Origin of the sequence: Streptomyces sp. NPDC057445 (genome assembly GCF_042802855.1) — a bacterium.
Classification (GTDB): domain Bacteria; phylum Actinomycetota; class Actinomycetes; order Streptomycetales; family Streptomycetaceae; genus Streptomyces.
The window spans coordinates 49,404-70,091 of record NZ_JBHVDH010000024.1 but is presented as its reverse complement, the minus strand read 5'-3'; the positions used below and the strand labels follow the sequence as shown (position 1 = coordinate 70,091).

Genomic DNA, 20,688 nt, shown 5'->3' with positions numbered 1-20,688 from the left:
ACATCCAGGGGCCCGCTTCCATCTACATGCAGTAGTCAAGAGTCTCTCGATGAGGCCTTGCTCACAAACCACCAGAACAACACGATCGGCAATTGCAGCAAGGGGTGGGATCTCCAGGTGAAGCGCATCGGTAGAAGCCGCATTCACAGGAGTGCACCCATACCATCCTGAAGCGCCTGTCGGGAATGCCCTTCAACGTACATTTGATCGGCATCCGACACGCTCTGCACATCCAAAAGATCATCGCAGAAATGGGGACGAACTTCATGGACACCAAGATCAAATCCGGCTTAGAAGTGATCCTGATGTGGCGAAACAAGACGCGCGGTCCAGGCGCCAGAAGCGCCAAGAGCACCAAGAAGCGAATCAAACTCGGCGTCGACGACCGGCTCAACTTCGGTCTATCCAGATACACCGGGGAGTTCCAGCCCGACGCCATGCCCAGTATCGGTGCGTTCGAGGTGTCCGACCATCACCTCTTCCTCTCAAATTTCACTACCAGCACCACCTTCGTGATCGAGAACCTAGAGGGCGGCACGGAACTGGTAAAAGCGCGTCCTCGCATGGTGGACATGGTGATACCGTTCGAAATATCGCGAATCCTTATTCCCTACGGAGCGAGCTTGAGTGAAGTCATCGTCTTCACTCCCCCGCCCCGCATGCTCGAAAACGACGTGGCCACCACAGTGAGCCAGTCCGCATTGACCAAGCTGGATACGGAGAGCAAATACTTCGCCGTCCTTGTCGCCTTGTGCGAGCCTCGTCTGCGAGGCTCCTCCATGGCGGCCGTGCCCTCGGCCCAAGAGGTGGTCGAGAGGCTGAAAGGAATCAAACAGTTCAGGGATGCGAACCGCAGTAGCATCAACTACCACATCGACTACCTGACTGACCAAAAGCTACCGGTCAGTCAGTGGGCGAAATACTTGGACGGGGGTCGCATGCACTCCAAGCGCGAGGCCCTGGTCGCCTTTGCTCTCAGGTTCGACCTGGTCAGGGAGGAGCACCTCCACCTCCTCCCTGACACCAAGCGCTGGAGGGCGCTGCATTCCTGACCATACGGTCACCCGCCGGACGGCCGCCGACTGACGGTCGTTGATTGACGGCACACCGGCCGGGGCCCTTGTTCGCTGGCCCCGGCCGCGTGCGGGTGAGGCCGCACAGCTACACCCGCTGCGTGCCGGTCTCAATCAGCGCCGCTTCGGATCCGTCCCCACGGCACACCTGGACCAACGACCGACTGGCTCAAACCGGGACTTCCTAGAATTCGCCCCTGGCCAGTCGCTTGGTATCGGCAAAGCCGAGCACGCCGCCGTGCAATGCCTGGAACACTCCCCCTCTGCGCGACTTCGGAGTCTCCGACTTGGTTCCGAGACGTATGTGTTCGATCCCCCCACGCGCTCGTGCGTACTGGATCGGCAGGTGGAAGAGCAAGTTGAGGTACATCGCGAAACGCTGCTCGCTCTCTTCACCGCTCAATCCGATTTCGTAGACCTCCAGTTCGTTGCCCCAGAGCAGGACCGTCTGCACCCCACGCAGGCCTGCTGCCTCCGCGGTGAACACCATGAGGTCGACATCGGGGTTGCTTTGCCACATGGAGAGTCGGTCACTGACGAACTCGGGCAGTAGCTCCTGGCCCTTGGCGGTGCTGTGCTGTGCAATCAACTCAGAGGCCCAGGAATCGACTTCGTCCCAAGAAGCCTCGGCCACCCTCATGGGCACTTTGGCGATCGTGCGCTGGTCCCGGCGCAGCCTGTACCGGGTCCTGGCCGGGAGTCCGGCCTCCCACTCCGGGTCGGCCAGGCCGAACAGGTGGGCTTCCCGGTCCAGTTGCGCCCAGACGATACGGCCACTGGTCGCATCGTCAAGCGCCTCTTTCGTCTCGAGGTACATGTAGGGGAATACCAAACACAGGTCCTCGTCGGCGGCAACCTTGGCGATTTCGGCCAGGAGCCGGCGCAACTGGCCCGGGGTCCTGGCTTCCTCATCGACATGGAAGCCTGTCCGCCGGTCGATGCACCCACCGACCATCAGGGAGTTCCCCGGTGAGCACTCGTCACCGACCGCGCCCGGCATCCCCCAGGAAGCAGGGTCGTACGACGGATCGGGCCACGATCGCATGCGGTACCGGTATATCGGAATGGCCGCCTTCAGAACATCGCCTTCATGCCATCCGAGATAGCGACCGGTCCATCTGGCGTCCTGCTCCTGCTGACGAAGACGGCTGTACGAGGACGCGGCCCCGGTCTTGGTGTCGAGCGCGTCAAACTGCTTCTGGTCGAAGTCCGCGATAGCCAACGAAAAGCCCATGGTCATGTTTCAGCCCTTACCCTCTGGTGTCCGACCAGCACGTGCCGATCAGTTCGAGCAGTCCATCTCACGTATCAGGGCGACGTCGGGATGCGTTGACGTCCTCGTTGGCGGGCGGCGCGAAGCTTCGTCACCGTACGGGGCTTTGGGGGATGTCGCGCATATGACGAAGTGGAGAGAAGAACACGAACCAGCCGGCCGCCCAGGTGCCGATGAAGGCCACCAGGAGCGCGTTGCGTACGCCGATCAGGGTCCCCAGCGCTCCGCCGAGGACGCTGCCGAGCGGCAGCGTGCCCCATACCACCCAGCGCACGGCCGCGTTCATCCGGCCCATCAGATCGGGCGGGGTGACCGACTGCCGGTAACTGAGCTGGGCGATGTTGTAGACCATGAAGGCAAAGCCCGTGATGCCCCAGCCCAGCGGGAACAACAGGACTCCCCAACCCTCCCAGGCGGCCGCCGCGATGACCTGCGGCGCGCTGAACACCAGCATCGACACCCAGATGATCCGGGCCGAACCGATACTCGTGGCGAGCCTGCCGGCGAAGAGCCCGCCGGCGATCCCGCCGATTGCCGATCCGGCCAGGATCAGACCGGTCATCGCGGGGCTCACGTGCAGAACGCGGACCACGAACACCGTTGCCAGAGCGGAAGTGACGCCGGCGAACAGGTTACTGACGCTGGTGCAGATGACGATCCGCCGCAGGATCGGGTGACCGAAGACGAAACGGAGGCCCTCCATGATGCGATGCCTCAGCGGCTCTTCTGCCGTCGGCGCGGGCAGCGGTCCCTCACGGTGGCGGATGCCCACGATCGCCAGTGATGAGACGGCATAGGAGATCACGTCGGCGACTAGCGCCGAGGCGGCCCCCAGAAGGCCGACCAGCCCGCCACCCAGACTCGGTCCGCCGAGCTGCGCCAACGACTGGGTGGTGCCCAGTTTGCCGTTGGCGGCCATGAGGTCTTCGGCGCGGATCAGCGAAGGCAGGTAGCTCTGGTAGGAGACGTCGAAGAACACGGTGCACACACCGGCCGCGACAGCGGCCACGTAGAGCTGCCCCATGGTCAGGACATCGAACGCGGCAGCCAGCGGAATCGAGCCGATGATCAGTAGGCGCAGCAGATCACAGACGATCATGATGGAGCGCTTGGGACGACGGTCCACGATCGCACCCGCGGGCAGAGCGATCACCGCGAACGCCAGTGTGGTAGCGGCGGTCAGCAAACCGACCTCGAACGTGCTGGCGTCGAGCACGACAAGAGCAACCAGAGGCAAAGCCACTCGGGTGACCGCCGACCCTGTCTCGCTGAGAGTCTGGCCACTCCACAGCAGCATGAAATCGCGATGCCGCCATAGGCCCGAGCTGTCGGTCTCATCCCCGGTGTCATGCAAATCCTTCGCCACTTCCGTCATGACGGGCAACGTAGCATGACGAGTTGGCACGAGTTGGAGCTCCTGTCCTGTTACTTGTTAGGACTATGGAGAGCCTGAGTTAAGGCAAACTGAGTGCGAGTTCGGCGGACGGGAGCGGTGCCGTTGCTGCTCAACCCGCCATACTTATCGAGACGTTCGCCCACTGCCCCAGGCGGCAGGTCACACTTCTGCATTCTTGCCACCGGGTCTGTCCGGGGTCGCAAATCCGCTGCCTACCGCCGAAAACGAGGGGACCGCATGAGGGAGAGACTCCCCTTACTGAGCGCGCAGTTGTCATTCGCCCTGGCCGCGCAGCGCTCAGGCCGTCGAGGGACGGTCACCTTGGTGTTCCGCACACCTCCGTGCCAGTTGTCGGCGGCGGATGTGCGCGAAGTGCTGGAGTCCGTGCTGCTGTGCAATCCGGCGCTGTCCTACCGGGTCGGGTTCTCTCGCGGGACTGCCTACCAGGAGTGGTACCCGGAGCCATGCGACTTCGCCGAGCTCCACGCGGCAAGCGCTGACGACGTATCCGGGTGCATGACAGAGGAGATCGAGGAATTCGAGTCCGCTCTGGACGGTGCGGCGATGGCGGCGCGCCTCATACGCTCACCCCAGGACGACCACCTCCTCCTGGTTCTCGATCACGCGATGGTCGACGAGAAGTCGATGCTGCTCATCAAACAGCAACTGGCTTCCCGTGCGAACCCGGACGGCCTCGAAGGGGCGCGGTATCAAGCAGCCGTCGGTGCTCGAAACGGACTTGAAGAACGAGCCGCGAATGGGCCCGGGTTGAAGTTCTGGGCAGATCGCCTGGAGGCAGCCGGGGAATTACCTCAGGCTGTGATCAGTCCTACCCGCGTGCAGCCCGTCGAGCGGCTCCCGAGCGTCGCCGTCCCGCGTTCGTTCCGGGGTTCCTTGTTCCCGTATGTTCTCTACGCGATTCATCGTGCTCTACGCGACGTGGCCGAGCCGGGCCCCACCGTCATCGGTTACCCGTGGGGCGGGCGGGACGCCGCTTTTGCCGATGTCGTCGGGTGTTTCATGAATACGGTCATCTCTCTCGACACCCCTGGCCTCCAGCAGCATCCGGACTCCCCGGACGGCTTCCTCAGGAGTTGGTACAGGGAGATCGATCACGCCGATGTGCCCTTTATCGCGGTCACCAGTTTCTCTTCCACGTTCACCGGATCGGTCACGGCGATGCTCAGCCATACGCACGGCGCTGAGCGCACGGTGCACATCGCCGGGGTGCCGGCCACAGAGGTCGCGTCGACCGAGACCCGCCCTCCCGAGATGTGCAAGTTCCTTGCGGCCACGGCAGTTCACGAGGGGGAGCTTCAGCCCCGTCTTCTCCTGGACGAACGCACCACCGGCTACGGAGCGCAGGAGTTCGGCGCACGTTGGCGCCACTGGCTCGCCACGGCGATCTCGAAGAGCTCGACCCAGCGGAAATCCTGAGAACCACACCACCGGCTCACTGGAGAGTTGAGATATGCACAGTTCCACGTCACCCAGTTCGCTGTGGCGGCCTTGGACGCCGATCACCCAGCAGGCCAACTCGCTGCGGATCGTCGACGCGCAGGGCACCCGCGTACGCGACGCGGAGGGCAACTGGTACCTGGACGCCATCTCCGGAGTCCTCAACGCCTCTTGCGGGCACGGGCATCCGCGTCTGCTCCAGGCCGCGAACCGGCAGTTCCAGCAGCTCGTCCACTACGATCCCATGGTGTCGAGCCACGATCCGGCCGAGACACTGGCGTCGCGGCTGGCCGAGATTCTGCCGGGCGAGCTGAACGAGATTGTCCTGCTCAACAGTGGCTCGGAGGCCACCGAGGCGGCCCTGAGGATCGCACTGCAGTACTGGCGCAACATCGGTGAGGACCGCAACCGGGTTATCACCTTCGAAGCGGCGTACCACGGCACGACCTACCTCGCTCAGCAGCTGTCCGGCCTGCCGTTCACCGTCAGTGAGTGGGCCCCGCCGTTCCCGATCGAGCACATCGCGCTGCCCGCTGCGCCGCGCGAGATGCGGACCGAGGAGAGCGCCGACGCGTTGATCGCGCTGTTCGCCAAAGCCCTGGAGACCGGCCCCCCTGCGGCTGCGGTCATGGTGGAACCGCTGCTGGGCCTCGGCGGCTGCGTCGTGCTCCCGGCCGGCTTCCTCACCAGGCTCAGGGCGTTGTGCGACCAGCACGGAGCACTGCTCATCCTCGACGAGGTGTTCTGCGGATTCGGCCGCACCGGGCGGATGTTCGGCTTCGATCACGACGGGATCACACCGGACATCGTCACCCTGAGTAAGGGCATCAGCGGCGGCTACATGCCGCTGGCCGCGACGGCGGTCACCTCGGCCATCAAGCAGACGTTCGTCCGGGAGCCCATCGCGCAGGGACTTCGCTATGGGCACACCACCGGCGGACATGCCGTGGCGAGCGCCGTGGCGAACACCGTGCTCGACATCATGGCCGAGGAAAAGCTTGTCGAGAACTCGGCGGCTCAGGGTGCCACGATGCTGGACGGCCTGCGAAAGCTCCTCGATTCGAACCCGTTGGTCACTGACGTCCGCGGACTCGGCCTGGTAATCGCCATCGAGACCGACACCGAGGAGTCGGCCGGAGCCATCGCGGAGGCAGCGGCCGATGCGGGCGTCATGACGCGCCACGAGCGAGGTGTGATTCGCATTGCGCCCCCGCTGACGCTGACCGACGCCGACACGGCGGAAGTGGTCGAAAAGATGAGCGGCGCCGCGGACACTGCCGCCGCGAACAAGCCCTGAATCGAAGGGCGCGTCGTGGGGCGGAGCGCTCGCGGGGCGAGTCTCGGACAATCCAGCCATGTAGGAGAGTCGAAAGTGAACGCAACCGTCCCCACGCTGCGGCACGTGGGCATCCCTTCCTTCGACGCACCGGTCGCATCGCCGTCCTCCTGGCTGCGGGACATGGCGGAGACCATTCGTGACCGCATGCTGGTCCACGGGGCGGTTCTCATCCACGGCCTCCCCATGGACGGACCCGACTGCCTGGCTGAGGCGCGCGCTGCCCTGGGTATCAACAGCCACACCCTCGCAGAAGCGTTCAACGAACGGAAGGACTTCGGGAACGGCATCCTCTCGCCGATCGCCTGGCCGGCCGACCGAATCATCTGCCCATTTCAGGAAGGCTCCTTCAGCAGGACGTATCCTTCGGTCATCCTGACCGCGTGCATCGCTCCGCCGGACGGCGCCGGCCAGTCGCACCTCAGTGACACGCGCCGGATGTTCGATCACCTTCCTGCGCCCCTCGCCGAGCGTTGCCGTAAGGGTGGCTGGACGCTGACCCGTTCCTTTCACCACGGGTTCGGCATCATGTGGCGAGAGGCCTTTTCCGTACAGGACCGCGCGGCACTCGAAGAACTCTTCGAGACTGCGGGGATCGAAGCTGAGTGGCTGCCTGGCGGCTCGCTGAAAACGGTGCGCCGCCTGCCCGCTGTCGTCGATCACCCGACGACCGGGGAGGAATGCTGGTTCAACCAGATATCCTTCCTCAACTCTGCCAACCTTGACCCGGTCGAGCGTAAGATCATGACCGATGCCTTCGGTGAGCACCTTCCGATGAACACCTTCTTCGGTGACGGATCTCCGGTGCCCGCGGAGGACCTGGCAGCCATTCAGAACTCCTACGACCGGGTCAAGATCGGTGTCTCGTGGCGCTGCGGCGACCTGCTGATCGTCGACAACATCAGCATGGCCCAGGGCCGTTCGCCGTTCGCCGGCTCTCCCGAGTTTCTCGTCACCCTGGGCGAGTAGTCACACGCTGGATCAACCATGTGTCCCATGAGGGTGACCGCTCATCAGCGGTCGCGCCCTCCCTCACCTTGCGAATCGCGCTGGATCACCAGCGTCCAGAACAGGAGCAATGGTCACGATGCAGGTTCTCGCAGAGGCCACCCTGCAAGATGTCAAGGACCACCTCGAAGCGGTCATGGGCAGTGGGCCCGGCACGACTTTCCGAGGGTCGGAGTCGGTGGTCCGCCAGCTTTCCGAGCCAGGAGAACTCCGTTCCCTCATCGGCCAGATCGTCTCTGACGACGACGCTCTGGCCGAGATAGCCGCGCGCTCGTACTACCACGCCAACAACTTCTTGAAGCTCGTGCTGATCGCCGGCGAGGAGAATCCCTGGAAGGTGCGTCTGCACATGTGGCACCCGCAGCCAGACGCCCCGGGACTCATCACGGAGGACATCCACTCGCACCGCTGGGACTTCACGACCGCGCTCGTGGTCGGCGAGTACCTCGCCCAGGAGTACCGAGTCGGCCCCGGCGAGGAGTACTACCACTTCAAGTACTTGCCGGTCGGCCAGGGGAGGAATTTCTCCCTGGAGGCACAGGGCAGGGAGCAGCTGAGCTGCGTGTTCGAGGCGGTCCTGCCCGCAGGAACGGTCTACCACATCGATCACAAGGTCCTGCATTGCATCTCCCGGTCCGCCGGTAAGGCCGCGGCATCGCTGGTCCTGCAGCAGCCAGCCGTCGAAGACTTCACGAACGTCTACCGGGCGTCCTCCGGGGGTGAGCAGACCAGGACCGAGGTCGAGGTGCAGCGGCCGTCAGTCGATCAGCTGCGGGCCGAGCTGCGGCACTTCCTGACCTGGATCGACTCCTCGGAGCCTCCCCGTGACACGGCCCCGTACCCGGCTTGAGGACAGCACGCTGATGCGGCAAGACGATGACGTTCTGCCTGTGCCGGGTGCGCTTCGCGCCGGTGGACCGGGCACTTCTATCCGCTCACGCCAGGTCGCCTATGGCCGCGACGCCGTGGAGAGGCTGGGCCGGGCACCAAGCGCCGACTCTTCCGCGTTGTTCACGCGTGCCGCGCAGCGACGGAACCTCACCGGCGACCTCCTGGCCCAGGCCCGTGCGGCACGACAGGAGATCGTTCGGCGTGCACGCGGGATCGCCGAACTGGCCGGGATGGCGGAGACCATCGCGCTCACAACGGACGAGTGTGCCGTCCTGCGACCGCCGTACGGCCGCTCCATCCATCTGCCGAGTCCTGACCGGCCGTACGCGCACCTGGCCGTTCACACCGGACAGGGCCGGGTCAGCGTCACGCCGGTCTGGGTGACCGCCGGCGGTGGGAACGTAGCCATGAGCACGGTGGAGAACAGGATCAAGGCGAGAGCCACCGCTCTTGACCCACTGGTCGCCTTGTCCATCTCCGCCGGGATCGGGAGTCAGATCTCCTACGAGGTGAACGGCTTCGTCCGTCAGTCGCCGGACCCCGAGCGCGAACTGATCCGCACGCTGGCCGAGACGTACAGCACTCGAAGAATCAGAGAACAGAGGGACGGCAACTACACGAGTTGGGACCAGCGCGAGCGGAACGCGCGCCTTCGGCTGGAGGTCTTGGCCTACCGCGTCCGCAACGAACTCGGGGACGACCCCACGTTCCGTTCCGCTCCGTATGTCGAGGCGTTGGCGCCGAGGTACGACGATGCTGACCTGCCCTTGTCGTTTGGGCGAAGCTCGCACGACGGCTTCTGGGGGCCGGACGAGAACTACCCGCAGGACGAGCCGGAGCTGCGCGAGGCCCGGGACGAGCTGGCGATTCTGGGCATGGTGCGTCAGGCCTCAGGGCAGGGGTATCGCTCCCTCAACAGCACGTACGGGCACCTCGCTTCGTTCGACCACAGCGGGCTGCTGCGCTGTCGCCAGGTCGGCTTTGACCTGGTCGACGTGAAGGGGGAGGCTCGGATCGCGTTCCTCGTCGACAGCCGCGACTGCGGCGCTCTTCGGCGGGCCCCAACCGCTGCCATGTCCGTGGCTAAGTACCACAGCGGGTCGGTGTGGTTGCAGTCTCAGGGACTCATCAGCCTTCATGATGATCCGGACGCTGTTCGAGCGGCGATCCGACGCCTCGAAGCCCGGTACAACCGTGTTCATCACCGGCTGGCATTCGACTTGAGTTGGCAACGACGCGCCCCCGGGAGTTACGTGCTGGCGACCCTGTCGCACCAGCGGCTCAGCAGTCGGTTCCGTGAGGCGGCGCGATCGGCGCGTTCCGCCGACACGGACCGGAAGTAGTCCGCCCCGGCAGAGGTTCCCGTACGAGGCCCGAGATCACTGCGTGTGAGACGTCAGGATCTCGGGCCCGTTCGGAAGCCGCCGGTGGCTGACACCGACTGCTCGCAGGTCATGCTGCACCTCCTGTGCGACGACTCAGCCTGCGACTCCCGCCGATCCCGGGCCACCTCTCGCGGTGCGTGGCCTCGGGCGGGATACGGAGGGCATCCCGAGGAACGCCAGGACCTGACCACCCTGGCCAAGATCGTGTCATGAGCTGCCATGGGGGAATCGCTCCCCTCGTGCGCATCCGAATCAAGGGCGACGAGCCGGGCGCGTGGCCGCCAACTCCTGCAGAGCCCGGCGGTCCACCTTGCCCGACGCGGTCAACGGAAGCTCGGGAACGATCCGGTAGCGGTCCGGCACCATGTGGGCTGGTACGGAGTCGAGCATGTGCCGGCGCAGCAGCGCCTGGGGCTTCTCCTCGGTCTCCTCTGCCGGCACCACGCACGCGACGAGGAACTGAGCGCCGGCCGCAGTGGTGACTACCGTGGCTGCGGCGTCCTTGACCAGGTCGTGGGCCCGAAGGAATGCCTCGACCTCACCGAGTTCGACTCGGACGCCACGAACCTTGACCTGCTGGTCGTTGCGGCCAAGGTACTCGAAGGAGCCGTCCGGAAGGCGCCGGGCCAGGTCCCCGGTCCGGTAGTAGCGCAGCGGCCCCGCAGGGGTGTCGAGGACGACGAAACGCTCGGCCGTCAGTTCCGGCCGCCCCAGGTAGCCCACCGCGACCGCCGGACCGGCGATCACCAGTTCTCCCACTTCGCCGTCCGGTACTAACTCCAGCGCCTCGTCCCGTACTTCGACGACCAGGTGCGGCAGTGCCTTACCGATTGGCGTGCGCACCAGGCCTTCGAAGTCCGCCCGGGTCAGCGCGTGACAGGTGGCGTAGCACGTGGCCTCGGTCGGACCGTACACGTTGACGACGGTTGGCGGGACGCCGTTGTACCCGTCCAAGAAGGCAGCGATGACGTCGAGTTCCACGGCCTCGCCACCGACCAGGATGTAACGCAGGGCGAGTCGCGGCCTGGCGGCCTCTTCGTAGGCATAGGCCAGTGCGCGCAGGGATGTGGGAACCTGGCTGGCCAGGGTCACCCCTTCGCGGCGGAGCAGTTCGAGGAAGTCGGACGCGGACTGCGCCATCTTGAGGGGAACGACGACCGACGTGGCTCCGACGGCCATCGCCAGCCAGAACTCGGAGACGGACAGGTCGAAGATGTAGGGGTGGAACAGCGTGATGCGGTCGTCGCCATCCACGTCGAACACCGACACCGCGCTGCGCAGCAGTTCGAGCATGCTGTGGTGGGCGATCATGCAGCCCTTGGGGACGCCCGTCGACCCGGAGGTGTAGAGGATGTACGCCAGTTCACTGCCGTCGAGGCCGATCGGCGGCAGCGGCGGCAGTTCCTCACCGTCGGTGTCCGGGGAGACCACGCGGACCTCGGTGAGCCCGGCGGAGGCGATCCGGTCGGACTCCCCGATGACGATGGTCAGCCCGGCGTCCTCGATCAGATAACGCAGCCGCTCCGCCGGGTAGGTGGGATCGAGCGGCACATAAGCGGCACCCGCCTTCAGAGCGCCAAGAATGGAGATCGGTATTTCGGCCGAGCGATGGAGAATCAGCCCGACTCGATCTCCCGTCCGAATGCCTTCTTGCCTGAGTTTTGCAGCAAGACGGTCCGAGAGCAGGTCGAGTTCCTGATAACTGAGTGTTCGCCCTTCGTCACGAACGGCCGGAGCAGTGCCACGAAGCGCTGCGACCCTGCGGAACAGGTCGGGCAGGGACACAGCAGCATCGAGATGCGGCTTCGGTCGAGTGGCGTCATATGCGTCGCTCATGTGATTCCCCCTGAGAGTCGATCACGGAGATCGTGGTTGGTCTAAGCCTGGCGACCTGTGTACTCGTACAAGAAGGAGTCATAAAACTTGCCATCGGGAGACGAGACGACTTCGACTAGATTCCACTGGTCTCGCTTCTCTGCCGGTGCGGCCGCCACCGGGGCTGTCTCGATATCGGCTCCCTGCCCATCCGGCTGCCCTCGGCCGGTAAAGCAGAGGACGACCTTCCGGGGATACTGTCGGATCGAGTCCTCGATCCTTTCCAGAACCGCATCGGCGACCTCCGCCGAAAACGGCTCATAGAAATAGAAGAGCCCCGCGTCAGATGGGACCTCGAACTGGGTGGCATCGGCGTGCACCACGTCGATCCTGCCATTGCCACCGGCCTCCCCGGCCTTCTCTATGTTGCTCCGGGCTATGGCACAGAGGGCCTCCGACGCCTCCACGCCGACGACCCGACGGAAGGGCAGCTCGGCCGCGAGCAGCAGGACCCGGCCCTTGCCGCAGCCGACATCGACGAATGTCACTTCCTCGTGTTTGACCGCACACCTGCTGAGCACGTTGCGCACGGTGAGGACCGGAGTGGGCGAGTACCTGGCGTTTCGGCCCACCCACGTCTGCTCGGCGTCGGGGAGCTCCCAGATCTCCACGGATCCTGCCGTGTCAGTGTGGTGGACCGAATCGAACGGTGCCTTTTGATCTATGCGATCAAGTCGCTCGTCGAACGATTTCCGGTATTCGGCGATACGCAGAAGCCTGGCCCGCTGGTCGTTGTCCGACATTGTGACGTCCTTCCCCATGGACACGCATCCCGCACCTGCACACAGCCATTACGCTGCACAAACCAACCGCACTCGTACAGGCTTCGGCCTGCCGAAATCGCGTGTTTTTTCGGTACTATCGGGTTTGCCTCAAATTACTGAACCAACAGGTTACCGATCGCCGCCACCAGGTGTACTGACATCCGTCAGGCATGCCTCGGATAGGTCGCCCGGAGCGGGCGGATGGCCGCTGCAAAAAGGCACTTCTTATCTCGCCGACGCGTCACCGCTCACGCCCCGGCCGGATCGTGGCGGGCCCGGTACTGAGGTGGCCGATGCCGAAGGCGCAATCGTAGGCCCCGCCCTGCTGCGGGACCAGGCCGTTGCGGCCCGGTGCTGTACTGTCTCGGCCTCCGCGCAGGCGGCCGGCACGCTTTCGGCCGCCTGCATTCCCTGTCCCCCATCCGCCACCTCCGCTCGCGGGAGAACCGCACCTCTTTCCGCGTCGGCTGATCCGTCACCGCATCAGTCCCCTTGCCGGGAGCCCGGGTGCCTGGGTGCCCGGCCACCCGGATCGCTGACGCGCTCCGCCCGCCCGGGCAGCGGCACGTGACCGGAAGCCGGCAGCGGAGGAGCGCCGGCAGCGCCGTCGGCCACTGCACCGGCCCGATCCCTGACTGACGTCAGTACGGGAGAACGCCGCAGCTCATTAGCCTGCTCCTCATGAGAGGCCACTGCCCCGCCGCCATGTACCACTCATGACCGACGAACGACTCCCATCACACCCGACCGGTTTCAGCGACACGGCGCCCACCACGCAGGCCCACGGCTCCAGTCGGCCATGAGGCCTGTACGCAAGAGCGTTCGCCTGACGGACGTCTCCGGGTGCTGGCGGCTCACCGCCCGGGGCAGAAGGCCGCACCGGGCATCCGTTCGTTCCCATTACTCAGTCCCTGGACATTAGGCCGCCAATCGTTCGGCCGGAAAGGCTGGCACTGTGACGGAGCAGGTTGAGGCAGCCCGCGGTCAGCACGCACGCGGAGTCGGGCCGGTGAGACCGCTTCCAGACCGCCGTGCTCACGAACTCTTCGAGGAGTGGGCACGCAACACGCCGTCAGCCACCGCCGCCGTGCACCGCGACACTCGCTGGACCTACGCGGAACTGGACGCCGCCGCGGAACGGGTGGCCGGGGCACTTCTGGCGGCGGGACTTCGGCCCGAGGGCGTCGTAGCGGTCATCAGCCAGCGCTCGCTCGACTGGTTGGCCGCGATACTCGGCATCTTCAAGGCGGGCGGTGTCTACCTGCCGATCGACCCGGCATACCCCGACGAGCGCATCGTCGACCTGCTGTCCCGCAGCGGATCCCAGCTGGCGCTGGTCGAAGGTGAGGTATCGGCGCGCCCGGTCCGGGCCGCAGCCGTCCGCGCGCTCCCCCTGGTACCGACGCAGGGCCCCGAAGCACGGCCGGACCGCGTCCCGGACCATACCCTCGCCTACATCTACTTCACCTCCGGCTCCACGGGCGCGCCCAAGGGAGCCGCCTGTGAGCACGCCGGCATGATCAACCACCTGCTGGCAAAGGTGGACACGTTCGGGCTCGCACCGGGCACGGTGGTCGCCCAGACAGCATCTCAGTGCTTCGACATCTCGCTGTGGCAGGCGATTGCGCCACTCATCGTCGGCGGCAGCACCGTGATCATCGACCCGGAGACATTGCTGGACGTCCCCGGGCTCTTCGAGCTGCTGGCCCGGGAGAACGTCGGCGTCCTGCAGCTCGTCCCCAGCTACCTGGACGTGATCGTCACCAGGCTGGAGCACGGCGACGTCGCGCCCGGCTCACTGCGCATGCTCGGCGTCACGGGCGAGGCAGTGAGCCGGCAGGTGCTAACGCGGTGGTTCAAGCAGTGCCCCGGGGTACCCGTGGTCAACGCCTACGGCGCCACCGAGGCGTCGGACGACACCACGCACGAGGTCATCCGCAGCATGGCGCAGGACGACCAGGTCACCGTGGGCGTGCCGATCGCCAACGTCTTCGTCGACGTCGTCGGCGAGGACGGGCTGCCGGTGGAGGACGACACGATCGGGGAGATCACGTTCTCCGGTGTGTGTGTCGGCCGGGGCTACATCAACGATCCGGAGCGCACGGCAGAGGCGTTCGGCGCCGACCCCGTCCGGCCCGGGCTGCGTCGCTACCGCACCGGGGATTACGGCCACTGGCTGCCCGACGGACGGCTGCGTTTCGTCGGCCGCCGGGACGAGCAAGTGAAGATCAGCGGCGTTCGGGTCGAGGTCGGCGAGGTCGAGGCCCAGCTCCTTCGGGTGCCCGGGGTCCGATCTGCGTGCGTCATCGTGATGCCGGACGGTGCCAGCAAGCGCCTAGCGGGCTTTTACACCGCCGCGTCGCCCATCGAGGACGCGCCAGGCCTGTTGGCCAAGCTCCTGCCCGTCCAGCTGATCCCGCGCACCCTGCGCTGGCTGCCCGAACTTCCGCTCACGGACAACGGAAAGGTCGACAAGCGAGCGCTGGCGGATCTCGAAACCAGCAGCGCCGGCGGCAACAGCGTGACACCGCCGCAGACCGCTACCGAACGGCGCATCGCCATCGCGTGGGCGGAAGTGCTGGGCCTGCCCCTCGACGAAGTCGGCCGATCCGACGACTTCTTCGCGCACGGCGGCGGCTCGCTGGCAGCCGTACGGCTCGTCGTGCAGCTCGGCGGGCTCATCTCGCTGGTCGACCTTATGGCACACCCGGTGCTGGCCGACCTGGCGGCGGCAGCCGACGGAGCCGACTCGGGCGAGGGGGCCCGCTCGGACGACTCACCGCTCCTTCAGACCTTGTCGAACCCGCCGAATGCGACCACTGCGCTGGTGTGCGTACCGTACGAGGCAGGAAACGCGCTGAACTTCGCCGCCATGGCACGAGAGCTGTCCGAATCGGGCGTGGCCGTGTACGCGGTGGAGCTGCCCGGACATGACGTCGCCCGACCCGACGACGATCTGGTCAGCCTGGACCGAATCGCCGGCCGACTGGTCCAGGAAATCCGCGACCGCATCGACCTTCCCGTGGCGCTGTGGGGCCATGGCGCGGGCGTGGCGCTCGCGGTGGAGGCGGGCCGGTCACTGCAGGCCACCGGAGTGCCGCCCCTGCACCTGTTCCTGGCCGCAGCCGCCCAGCGGGTTTCCGCCGACGCCGAACCGGCCGCCGTCACGCCGGGCGAGATCGGGACCTGGTTGCGTGATGCCGGCGCGCTTACCGACGTCGACCAGTCGCGGTCGACCCGCGGCGAGCTGATCGAGCGCGCCTACCGGCACGACCTGGGCGAGGCAGAACGCTGCCTCGGTGGCCTCACCGGAACCCTCCACCTGCCAGCGACCATCGTCCTGATCCCGCGTGCTCCCGGCGAGAGCGATGCCGTGACACGCTGCACCGCCGTGCTGCCGGGGGCGCGGATCACGGGCATCGAGGGCGCGGGTCGCTATCTCGTCCGCAGCCACCCCGCTGCGGCGGCGAGTCTCGTCACCGCGACGCTCGCGACCATGGAGGAAGGCGGCACCCTTTGAGACTGACTGGCCGGCTCACGGCAGCGCCGGACGAATTCATCAGGCAGGAATTCCTTGAGCCGCAGTTCCGGCACGAGGTCGCCAACCTGCTGCCCTGGTACGTGCTGATCGAGAAGGCGTTGCTGCGTGAGTACCACCGCATGGGTGTCCTGTCATCGGCCCAGGTGGGCCACATCGCGGCAGCGCTCAACGGGCTGACCCAGAAGGATCTCACCGCCCATGCCGACGCGGTCCTGCTCGACATGGCGTTGTCGATGGAGACCCTGGTCTCGCAGGCCCTCCCGGAGCCCGTACCGGCCTGGCACCTCGACCGCAGCCGCAATGATCTGCAGGCCTGTGCCCAACTGCTCTACGGCCGGTCGCAGGTGAGCGAGATCGCGGCCCTGCTGGGTGAGCTGGCCGAAGTCGCGCACGAGCGGGCGGCCCAGGACGTCACCTCTCCGATGCCCGGGTACACCCACCTGCAGTCGGCACAGATCATCACGCCGGGGTTCTACCTCAGCGCCGTGGTGGAGCACGCGCTGCACGTCTCGTCTAGGCTGCTCGCCACCTACGACCGCATCAACCTCTCGCCTCTGGGTGCCGGGCCCATGGCCGGTCAGGAACTGCCCTGGGACCGCGACTGGCTGGCGCGGGCGGTCGGCTGCGACGGCCCGGCGCCGCACGCGCTGGCTGCTGTCGCGTCGCGGGAGTGGGTGCTCGACGTCGCCTCGGACGTCGCCTCCGCGGGCGTGGGATTCAGTCGCTTCCTGACCGACCTCATGGCCTGGTCCTCGAGTGCTTACCAGCTGGTCGAGCTGCCGGACGGACTGGCCGGTATCTCGGCCGCCATGCCACAGAAGAAGAACTATCCGCTATTGGAACGCCTGCGGGGTCGTACCGGCCATCTGACGGCCTTCTACGTCGACTTCGCCACCGGACAGCGCAACACGCCCTACAGCAACATGGTGGAGGTCTCCAAGGAGGCGGGCCTGCACGTGAGCACGATGTTTGCGACGGTCCGGGCGGTGGTGACCGGCTTCACTCTGGTCATCGACCGGCTGCAGTGGCGGACCGACCGGATGCGCGCGGTCTGCGAAGAGGATCACTTCGGCGGGTTCAGCCTGGCCAACGAGCTCACTCTGCGCGCCGGCATACCCTGGCGGACCGCTCAGGTCGTCGCGGGCCAGTACGTCACAGCCGTACTGGCCGAAGCCGAAGGCGGTGGCGGGCACGTCAACCCGGCGGCACTCGAGTCGGCGGCCCGGGAAGCGGGCTACGCGCTGGACGACCCCGCCTCCTTCCTGACCGGCTCAGCGGACGTGGACGCGCAGCTGCGCGCGAAGACGTCCGCGGGCTCGGCGAGCCCCGCCTCCGTCAAGGCACTGCTGGCCGAGCAGCGTGAGCGGCTCGACAGGGTGGCGGCGCAGTGGAACACGCGCAGAGCCGCAATGCGGGACGCGATCGCCGCTACCGACGCCTCCTTGCGGCCCGCGCCCGGGGGAGACGCATGACGAGCCGGCAACTCGTGGAGCACACGGGCAGACACGTTGGGCCGCACGTCCGTGCCGTCGCCGTCAGCTCCGCCTTCGGCACCTTCGGGGAACTGCTCCAAGGGGCGTTGCCCGACGACGGCCCCGACTTCCTCGTCACCCTGCCGATCGCCAGATGGGTCACCGCGACGTTCGAGTACGAGAGCGCACGCGACGGGGTCGAGGTGTTCCCGGCCACGAAGACGAAAGCCCGCAGGGTCGCCGAAGCCGTGCTCGGCCGTTTCACCTCCGGTGGCGGATCGCTGAGGCTCAGCGGCTCTCTCCCGGAGGGAAAAGGCCTGGCGAGTTCATCGGCCGATCTGGTGGCGACGGCAAGGGCGGTGGCGAGCTCGGTCGGCGTCGAGCTGGCGCCGGCCGCCATTGAGGACTTGCTCCGTCCGGTCGAGCCGACGGACGGCGTCATGTACCCGGGAGTGGTGGCGTTCGAGCACCGCAACGTCGCCCTGCTGGACCGGCTCGGCGTGCTGCCGCCGATGACCATTGTGGGCATCGACGAAGGCGGAACCGTGGACACCGTCGCTTTCAACCGGATCCCCAAGAACTTCTCTCCGGCGGAGCGGGAGGAGTACGCCCGGCTCCTGGACGAGGCCCGGACAGCGGTGAGGGCCGGCGACACCGCCGTGATCGGGCGGGTGGCGACCCGCAGCGCCCACCTCAATCAGCGTCTGTGCCCCAAGCGGACACTGGACGCGATGACCGCCCTCAGTGCCGAGGTCGGCGGGGTCGGTGTGGTGACAGGGCACAGCGGGTCGACGATCGGCCTGATGCTCCCCCACGACATCCCGCACTTCCGGAGCCGACTGGCCGAGGCCATCAACCGGTGTGGGCAACTCGTGCACCACGAACGAGTGCTCTGTTTCCAGAGCTTGGGTTTCGAGTCGACAGGAAGCGGAACAAGCGATGCTCTTCAATGACCTCGTCGAAGCCATCGGACACACCCCGCTGGTGCGGCTGCGGGCCGCGCCGCCGGACGTGACGGCGATGGCCAAGCTTGAGCTGCAGAACCAGTTCGCGATGAAGGACCGGGTCGCCCGCCAGATCATCCGCGAGGCCCGGGCGAACGGAGTGCTGGCGCCCGGCGCGCCGATCATCGAGAGTTCCTCGGGCACGATGGCACTGGGCCTTGCCCTGGCGGGTCACGCGCTGGGCCATCCGGTGCACATCGTGACAGACCCCCGCATCGACGCGGTCACGCTCGCGAAGCTGAAGGCGCTGGGATGCTCGGTGCACGTGGTCGAGGCGATGACCGCCAACGGCTGGCAGAGTGCGCGGCTGGAGCGGCTGGCCGGCCTGCGGGAGGAGCATCCGGGGGCCTTCTGGCCGCGACAGTACTCGAACCCGCAGAACCCTCTGGCCTACGCGACCCTGGCCGATGAGCTGGTGGCGGACCTGGGCCGGGTCGACGTGCTCGTCGGCGCGGTCGGCAGCGGCGGATCACTGTGCGGCACCGCGCGTGCCCTGCGCCGGGCGCTGAAAGCCGCAGGGGTGTCCGATCCGTTGCGAGTGATCGGCGTGGACGCCGTGGGCAGCGTCCTCTTCGGCCAGCCCGACCAGCCGGCGCGCAGGCAGAGCGGCATCGGCAACAGCTTGATCCCCGGCAACCTCGACTATGCGGAGATCGACGAGATCCACTGGCTCAACGACAGGGAGGCCTTCGTCGCGACCCGTGAACTGGCCCGCGACGAGGGCATCTTCGCCGGGAACTCCTCCGGGTCGGTCTACCAGGTGCTCAAGCACGTGGCCGCTACCGCCGTCCCCGGCACGCGCGTCGTCGGCATCTTCCCGGACCGGGGCGACCGTTATGTGAACTCGATCTACGATGACGATTACTGGGAGCGGACCGGCCTGGCTGAACTCCCCTTGCGCACCACCCCACTGCGCGTGCCCTACGGCACCGAGGTCAGCTGCTGGGCGAGCGCGGAAGTACCGTCCACGGCACGCAAGCGCCTGGTGTTCGTCGAGTCGAACACCACTGGTACCGGGATGCTGGCCATCTCGCGATCCAGGGACCTCGGTCTGGCACCCGTGCTGCTCACCAGCCGGCCCAGCCGGTACCCGGGCATCGGCGAGGCCGACTGCGAGATCATCCTGTGTGACACCAACCGCGCGGACGCGCTCGTGACAACCCTGCGTGCCCACTTCGCCCCGGACGAGCTGGCCGGGGTCACGACCACCAGCGAGTTCTACCTGGAGGCCGTGGCATCGCTGGCCGCATCACTCGGCCTGCCGGGCAATCCGCCCGCAGCCGTGGCCGCGTGCCGTCGCAAGTCGGCGACCCGTCGGCTGCTGACGGACGCGGGACTGCCCCAGCCGGTCTCGGTTCCCGTGACGCGGGCGGCCGAGGTGCCCGCGGCCGTCGCGGCCACGGGCCTGCCCTGCGTGGTCAAGCCGGCCTCGGATTCGGCGTCGACGGGCGTGCTGCTGTGCACCTCCCTCGAGCAGGCTCAGGAGCACACCGAGAAGCTCCTCGCGATCACGCACAACGTGCGCGAGCAGGCCGTCCCGCCGGAGGTACTGGTCGAAGATGTCGTGCAGGGACCGGAGTTCAGCGCTGAGACGATCTTCGTCGACGGTGAGCTCCACCTGGTGGGCATCACCCGGAAGTCGGTGTCGCTCCCACCCACGTTCGTCGAGCTGCGGCACGCCTTCCCGGCGCCGCTGGACGGACCCTCGTCGGAGGAGATCGAGCGCGTGGTCCGGGCAGCCGTCGAGGCGGTCGGGTTGCGGCAGGGCGCCTGCCACACCGAGCTGCGTCTGACCACTGTGGGGCCGACGATCATCGAGATCAACGCCCGGCTCGCCGGGGGCATGATTCCCGAACTGATCAGGCTGGCCGGCGGGCCCGACCTGCTGATCCAGCACCTGCGCGCGGCGGCCGGACTGGCGGTCGAGTTGACCGAGGGAGAGCTGACTCCGACCGGAGTCGCCTTTGTCACGAGCCCCGTGGAAGGGCATCTGGCGAACCTGGAAGGCGTCGAAGCGGCCCGTGAAGTGGCCGGGGTCGTCGACGTCCGGATGACACGTCAGCCGGGCGACCCCGTACGGCCGGCCACCGACGCCTACGACCGGATCGGGTGCGTCATCGCGTCGGCCCTCTCAGTGGCGCAGCTTGACCAGTCGCTCGATGAGGCGCTGGACCGCATCACCGCCCGATTGACCACCGCCTGAACGGGGACG

General features: G+C 66.7%; 14 protein-coding genes. 10 read left to right on the top strand and 4 right to left on the bottom strand.

What is annotated here, in order from left to right; all coding sequences use genetic code 11:
• Positions 1-266: 266 nt before the first annotated feature.
• On the top strand, positions 267-1,052 hold the full coding sequence (locus ACFU5O_RS32195; protein WP_384245804.1) for a hypothetical protein: 786 nt from the start codon (positions 267-269) through the stop codon (positions 1,050-1,052).
• Between the two features lie 205 nt (positions 1,053-1,257).
• Here ACFU5O_RS32195 and ACFU5O_RS32190 read toward each other — a convergent pair whose 3' ends face one another.
• Positions 1,258-2,313 (bottom strand): hypothetical protein, encoded by a 1,056-nt coding sequence (locus tag ACFU5O_RS32190; protein ID WP_384245803.1) that lies wholly within the window; start codon positions 2,311-2,313, stop codon positions 1,258-1,260.
• 124 nt (positions 2,314-2,437) lie between these two features.
• Positions 2,438-3,721 carry an MFS transporter gene (locus ACFU5O_RS32185; RefSeq protein WP_384245802.1) on the bottom strand — a complete coding sequence of 428 codons (1,284 nt, stop codon included), beginning with the start codon at positions 3,719-3,721 and terminating at the stop codon, positions 2,438-2,440.
• A 258-nt stretch (positions 3,722-3,979) separates the two neighbouring features.
• Between ACFU5O_RS32185 and ACFU5O_RS32180 the strand changes: the two genes are divergently transcribed.
• From ACFU5O_RS32180 to ACFU5O_RS32160, 5 genes are all read left to right on the top strand, one after another.
• Complete coding sequence (locus ACFU5O_RS32180; RefSeq protein WP_384245800.1) at positions 3,980-5,179, top strand: hypothetical protein; 1,200 nt, start codon at positions 3,980-3,982, stop codon at positions 5,177-5,179.
• 34 nt (positions 5,180-5,213) lie between these two features.
• Complete coding sequence (locus ACFU5O_RS32175; RefSeq protein ID WP_384245799.1) at positions 5,214-6,497, top strand: aspartate aminotransferase family protein; 1,284 nt, start codon at positions 5,214-5,216, stop codon at positions 6,495-6,497.
• Positions 6,498-6,572: 75 nt separating this feature from the next.
• On the top strand, positions 6,573-7,505 hold the full coding sequence (locus ACFU5O_RS32170; RefSeq protein WP_384245797.1) for a TauD/TfdA family dioxygenase: 933 nt from the start codon (positions 6,573-6,575) through the stop codon (positions 7,503-7,505).
• A 118-nt stretch (positions 7,506-7,623) separates the two neighbouring features.
• Positions 7,624-8,394: a hypothetical protein gene (locus ACFU5O_RS32165; RefSeq protein ID WP_384245796.1), complete on the top strand. Its 771-nt coding sequence runs from the start codon at positions 7,624-7,626 to the stop codon at positions 8,392-8,394.
• A gap of 13 nt (positions 8,395-8,407) precedes the next feature.
• On the top strand, positions 8,408-9,778 hold the full coding sequence (locus tag ACFU5O_RS32160; RefSeq protein ID WP_384245794.1) for a hypothetical protein: 1,371 nt from the start codon (positions 8,408-8,410) through the stop codon (positions 9,776-9,778).
• A gap of 294 nt (positions 9,779-10,072) precedes the next feature.
• On the opposite strand, the gene ACFU5O_RS32155 is transcribed toward ACFU5O_RS32160, so the two are convergent.
• Both ACFU5O_RS32155 and ACFU5O_RS32150 read right to left on the bottom strand, forming a co-directional pair.
• On the bottom strand, positions 10,073-11,656 hold the full coding sequence (locus ACFU5O_RS32155; RefSeq protein WP_384245793.1) for an amino acid adenylation domain-containing protein: 1,584 nt from the start codon (positions 11,654-11,656) through the stop codon (positions 10,073-10,075).
• 41 nt (positions 11,657-11,697) lie between these two features.
• Complete coding sequence (locus ACFU5O_RS32150; RefSeq protein ID WP_384245791.1) at positions 11,698-12,438, bottom strand: class I SAM-dependent methyltransferase; 741 nt, start codon at positions 12,436-12,438, stop codon at positions 11,698-11,700.
• 1,030 nt (positions 12,439-13,468) lie between these two features.
• Between ACFU5O_RS32150 and ACFU5O_RS32145 the strand changes: the two genes are divergently transcribed.
• Genes ACFU5O_RS32145 through ACFU5O_RS32130 form a run of 4 tightly spaced genes read left to right on the top strand, consistent with a single transcriptional unit; the run spans position 13,469 to position 20,679 of the window.
• On the top strand, positions 13,469-15,979 hold the full coding sequence (locus ACFU5O_RS32145; protein ID WP_384245790.1) for an amino acid adenylation domain-containing protein: 2,511 nt from the start codon (positions 13,469-13,471) through the stop codon (positions 15,977-15,979).
• Positions 15,976-17,472, top strand: a complete 1,497-nt coding sequence (locus ACFU5O_RS32140) for an argininosuccinate lyase (RefSeq protein ID WP_384245789.1) — start codon at positions 15,976-15,978, stop codon at positions 17,470-17,472. Before ACFU5O_RS32145 ends, ACFU5O_RS32140 begins: the two co-directional genes overlap by 4 nt.
• Positions 17,469-18,425: a kinase gene (locus tag ACFU5O_RS32135; protein ID WP_384245787.1), complete on the top strand. Its 957-nt coding sequence runs from the start codon at positions 17,469-17,471 to the stop codon at positions 18,423-18,425. Before ACFU5O_RS32140 ends, ACFU5O_RS32135 begins: the two co-directional genes overlap by 4 nt.
• Positions 18,412-20,679, top strand: a complete 2,268-nt coding sequence (locus ACFU5O_RS32130) for a pyridoxal-phosphate dependent enzyme (protein WP_384245785.1) — start codon at positions 18,412-18,414, stop codon at positions 20,677-20,679. The genes ACFU5O_RS32135 and ACFU5O_RS32130 overlap by 14 nt, the downstream gene beginning before the upstream one ends.
• The last annotated feature ends 9 nt before the right edge of the window (positions 20,680-20,688 follow it).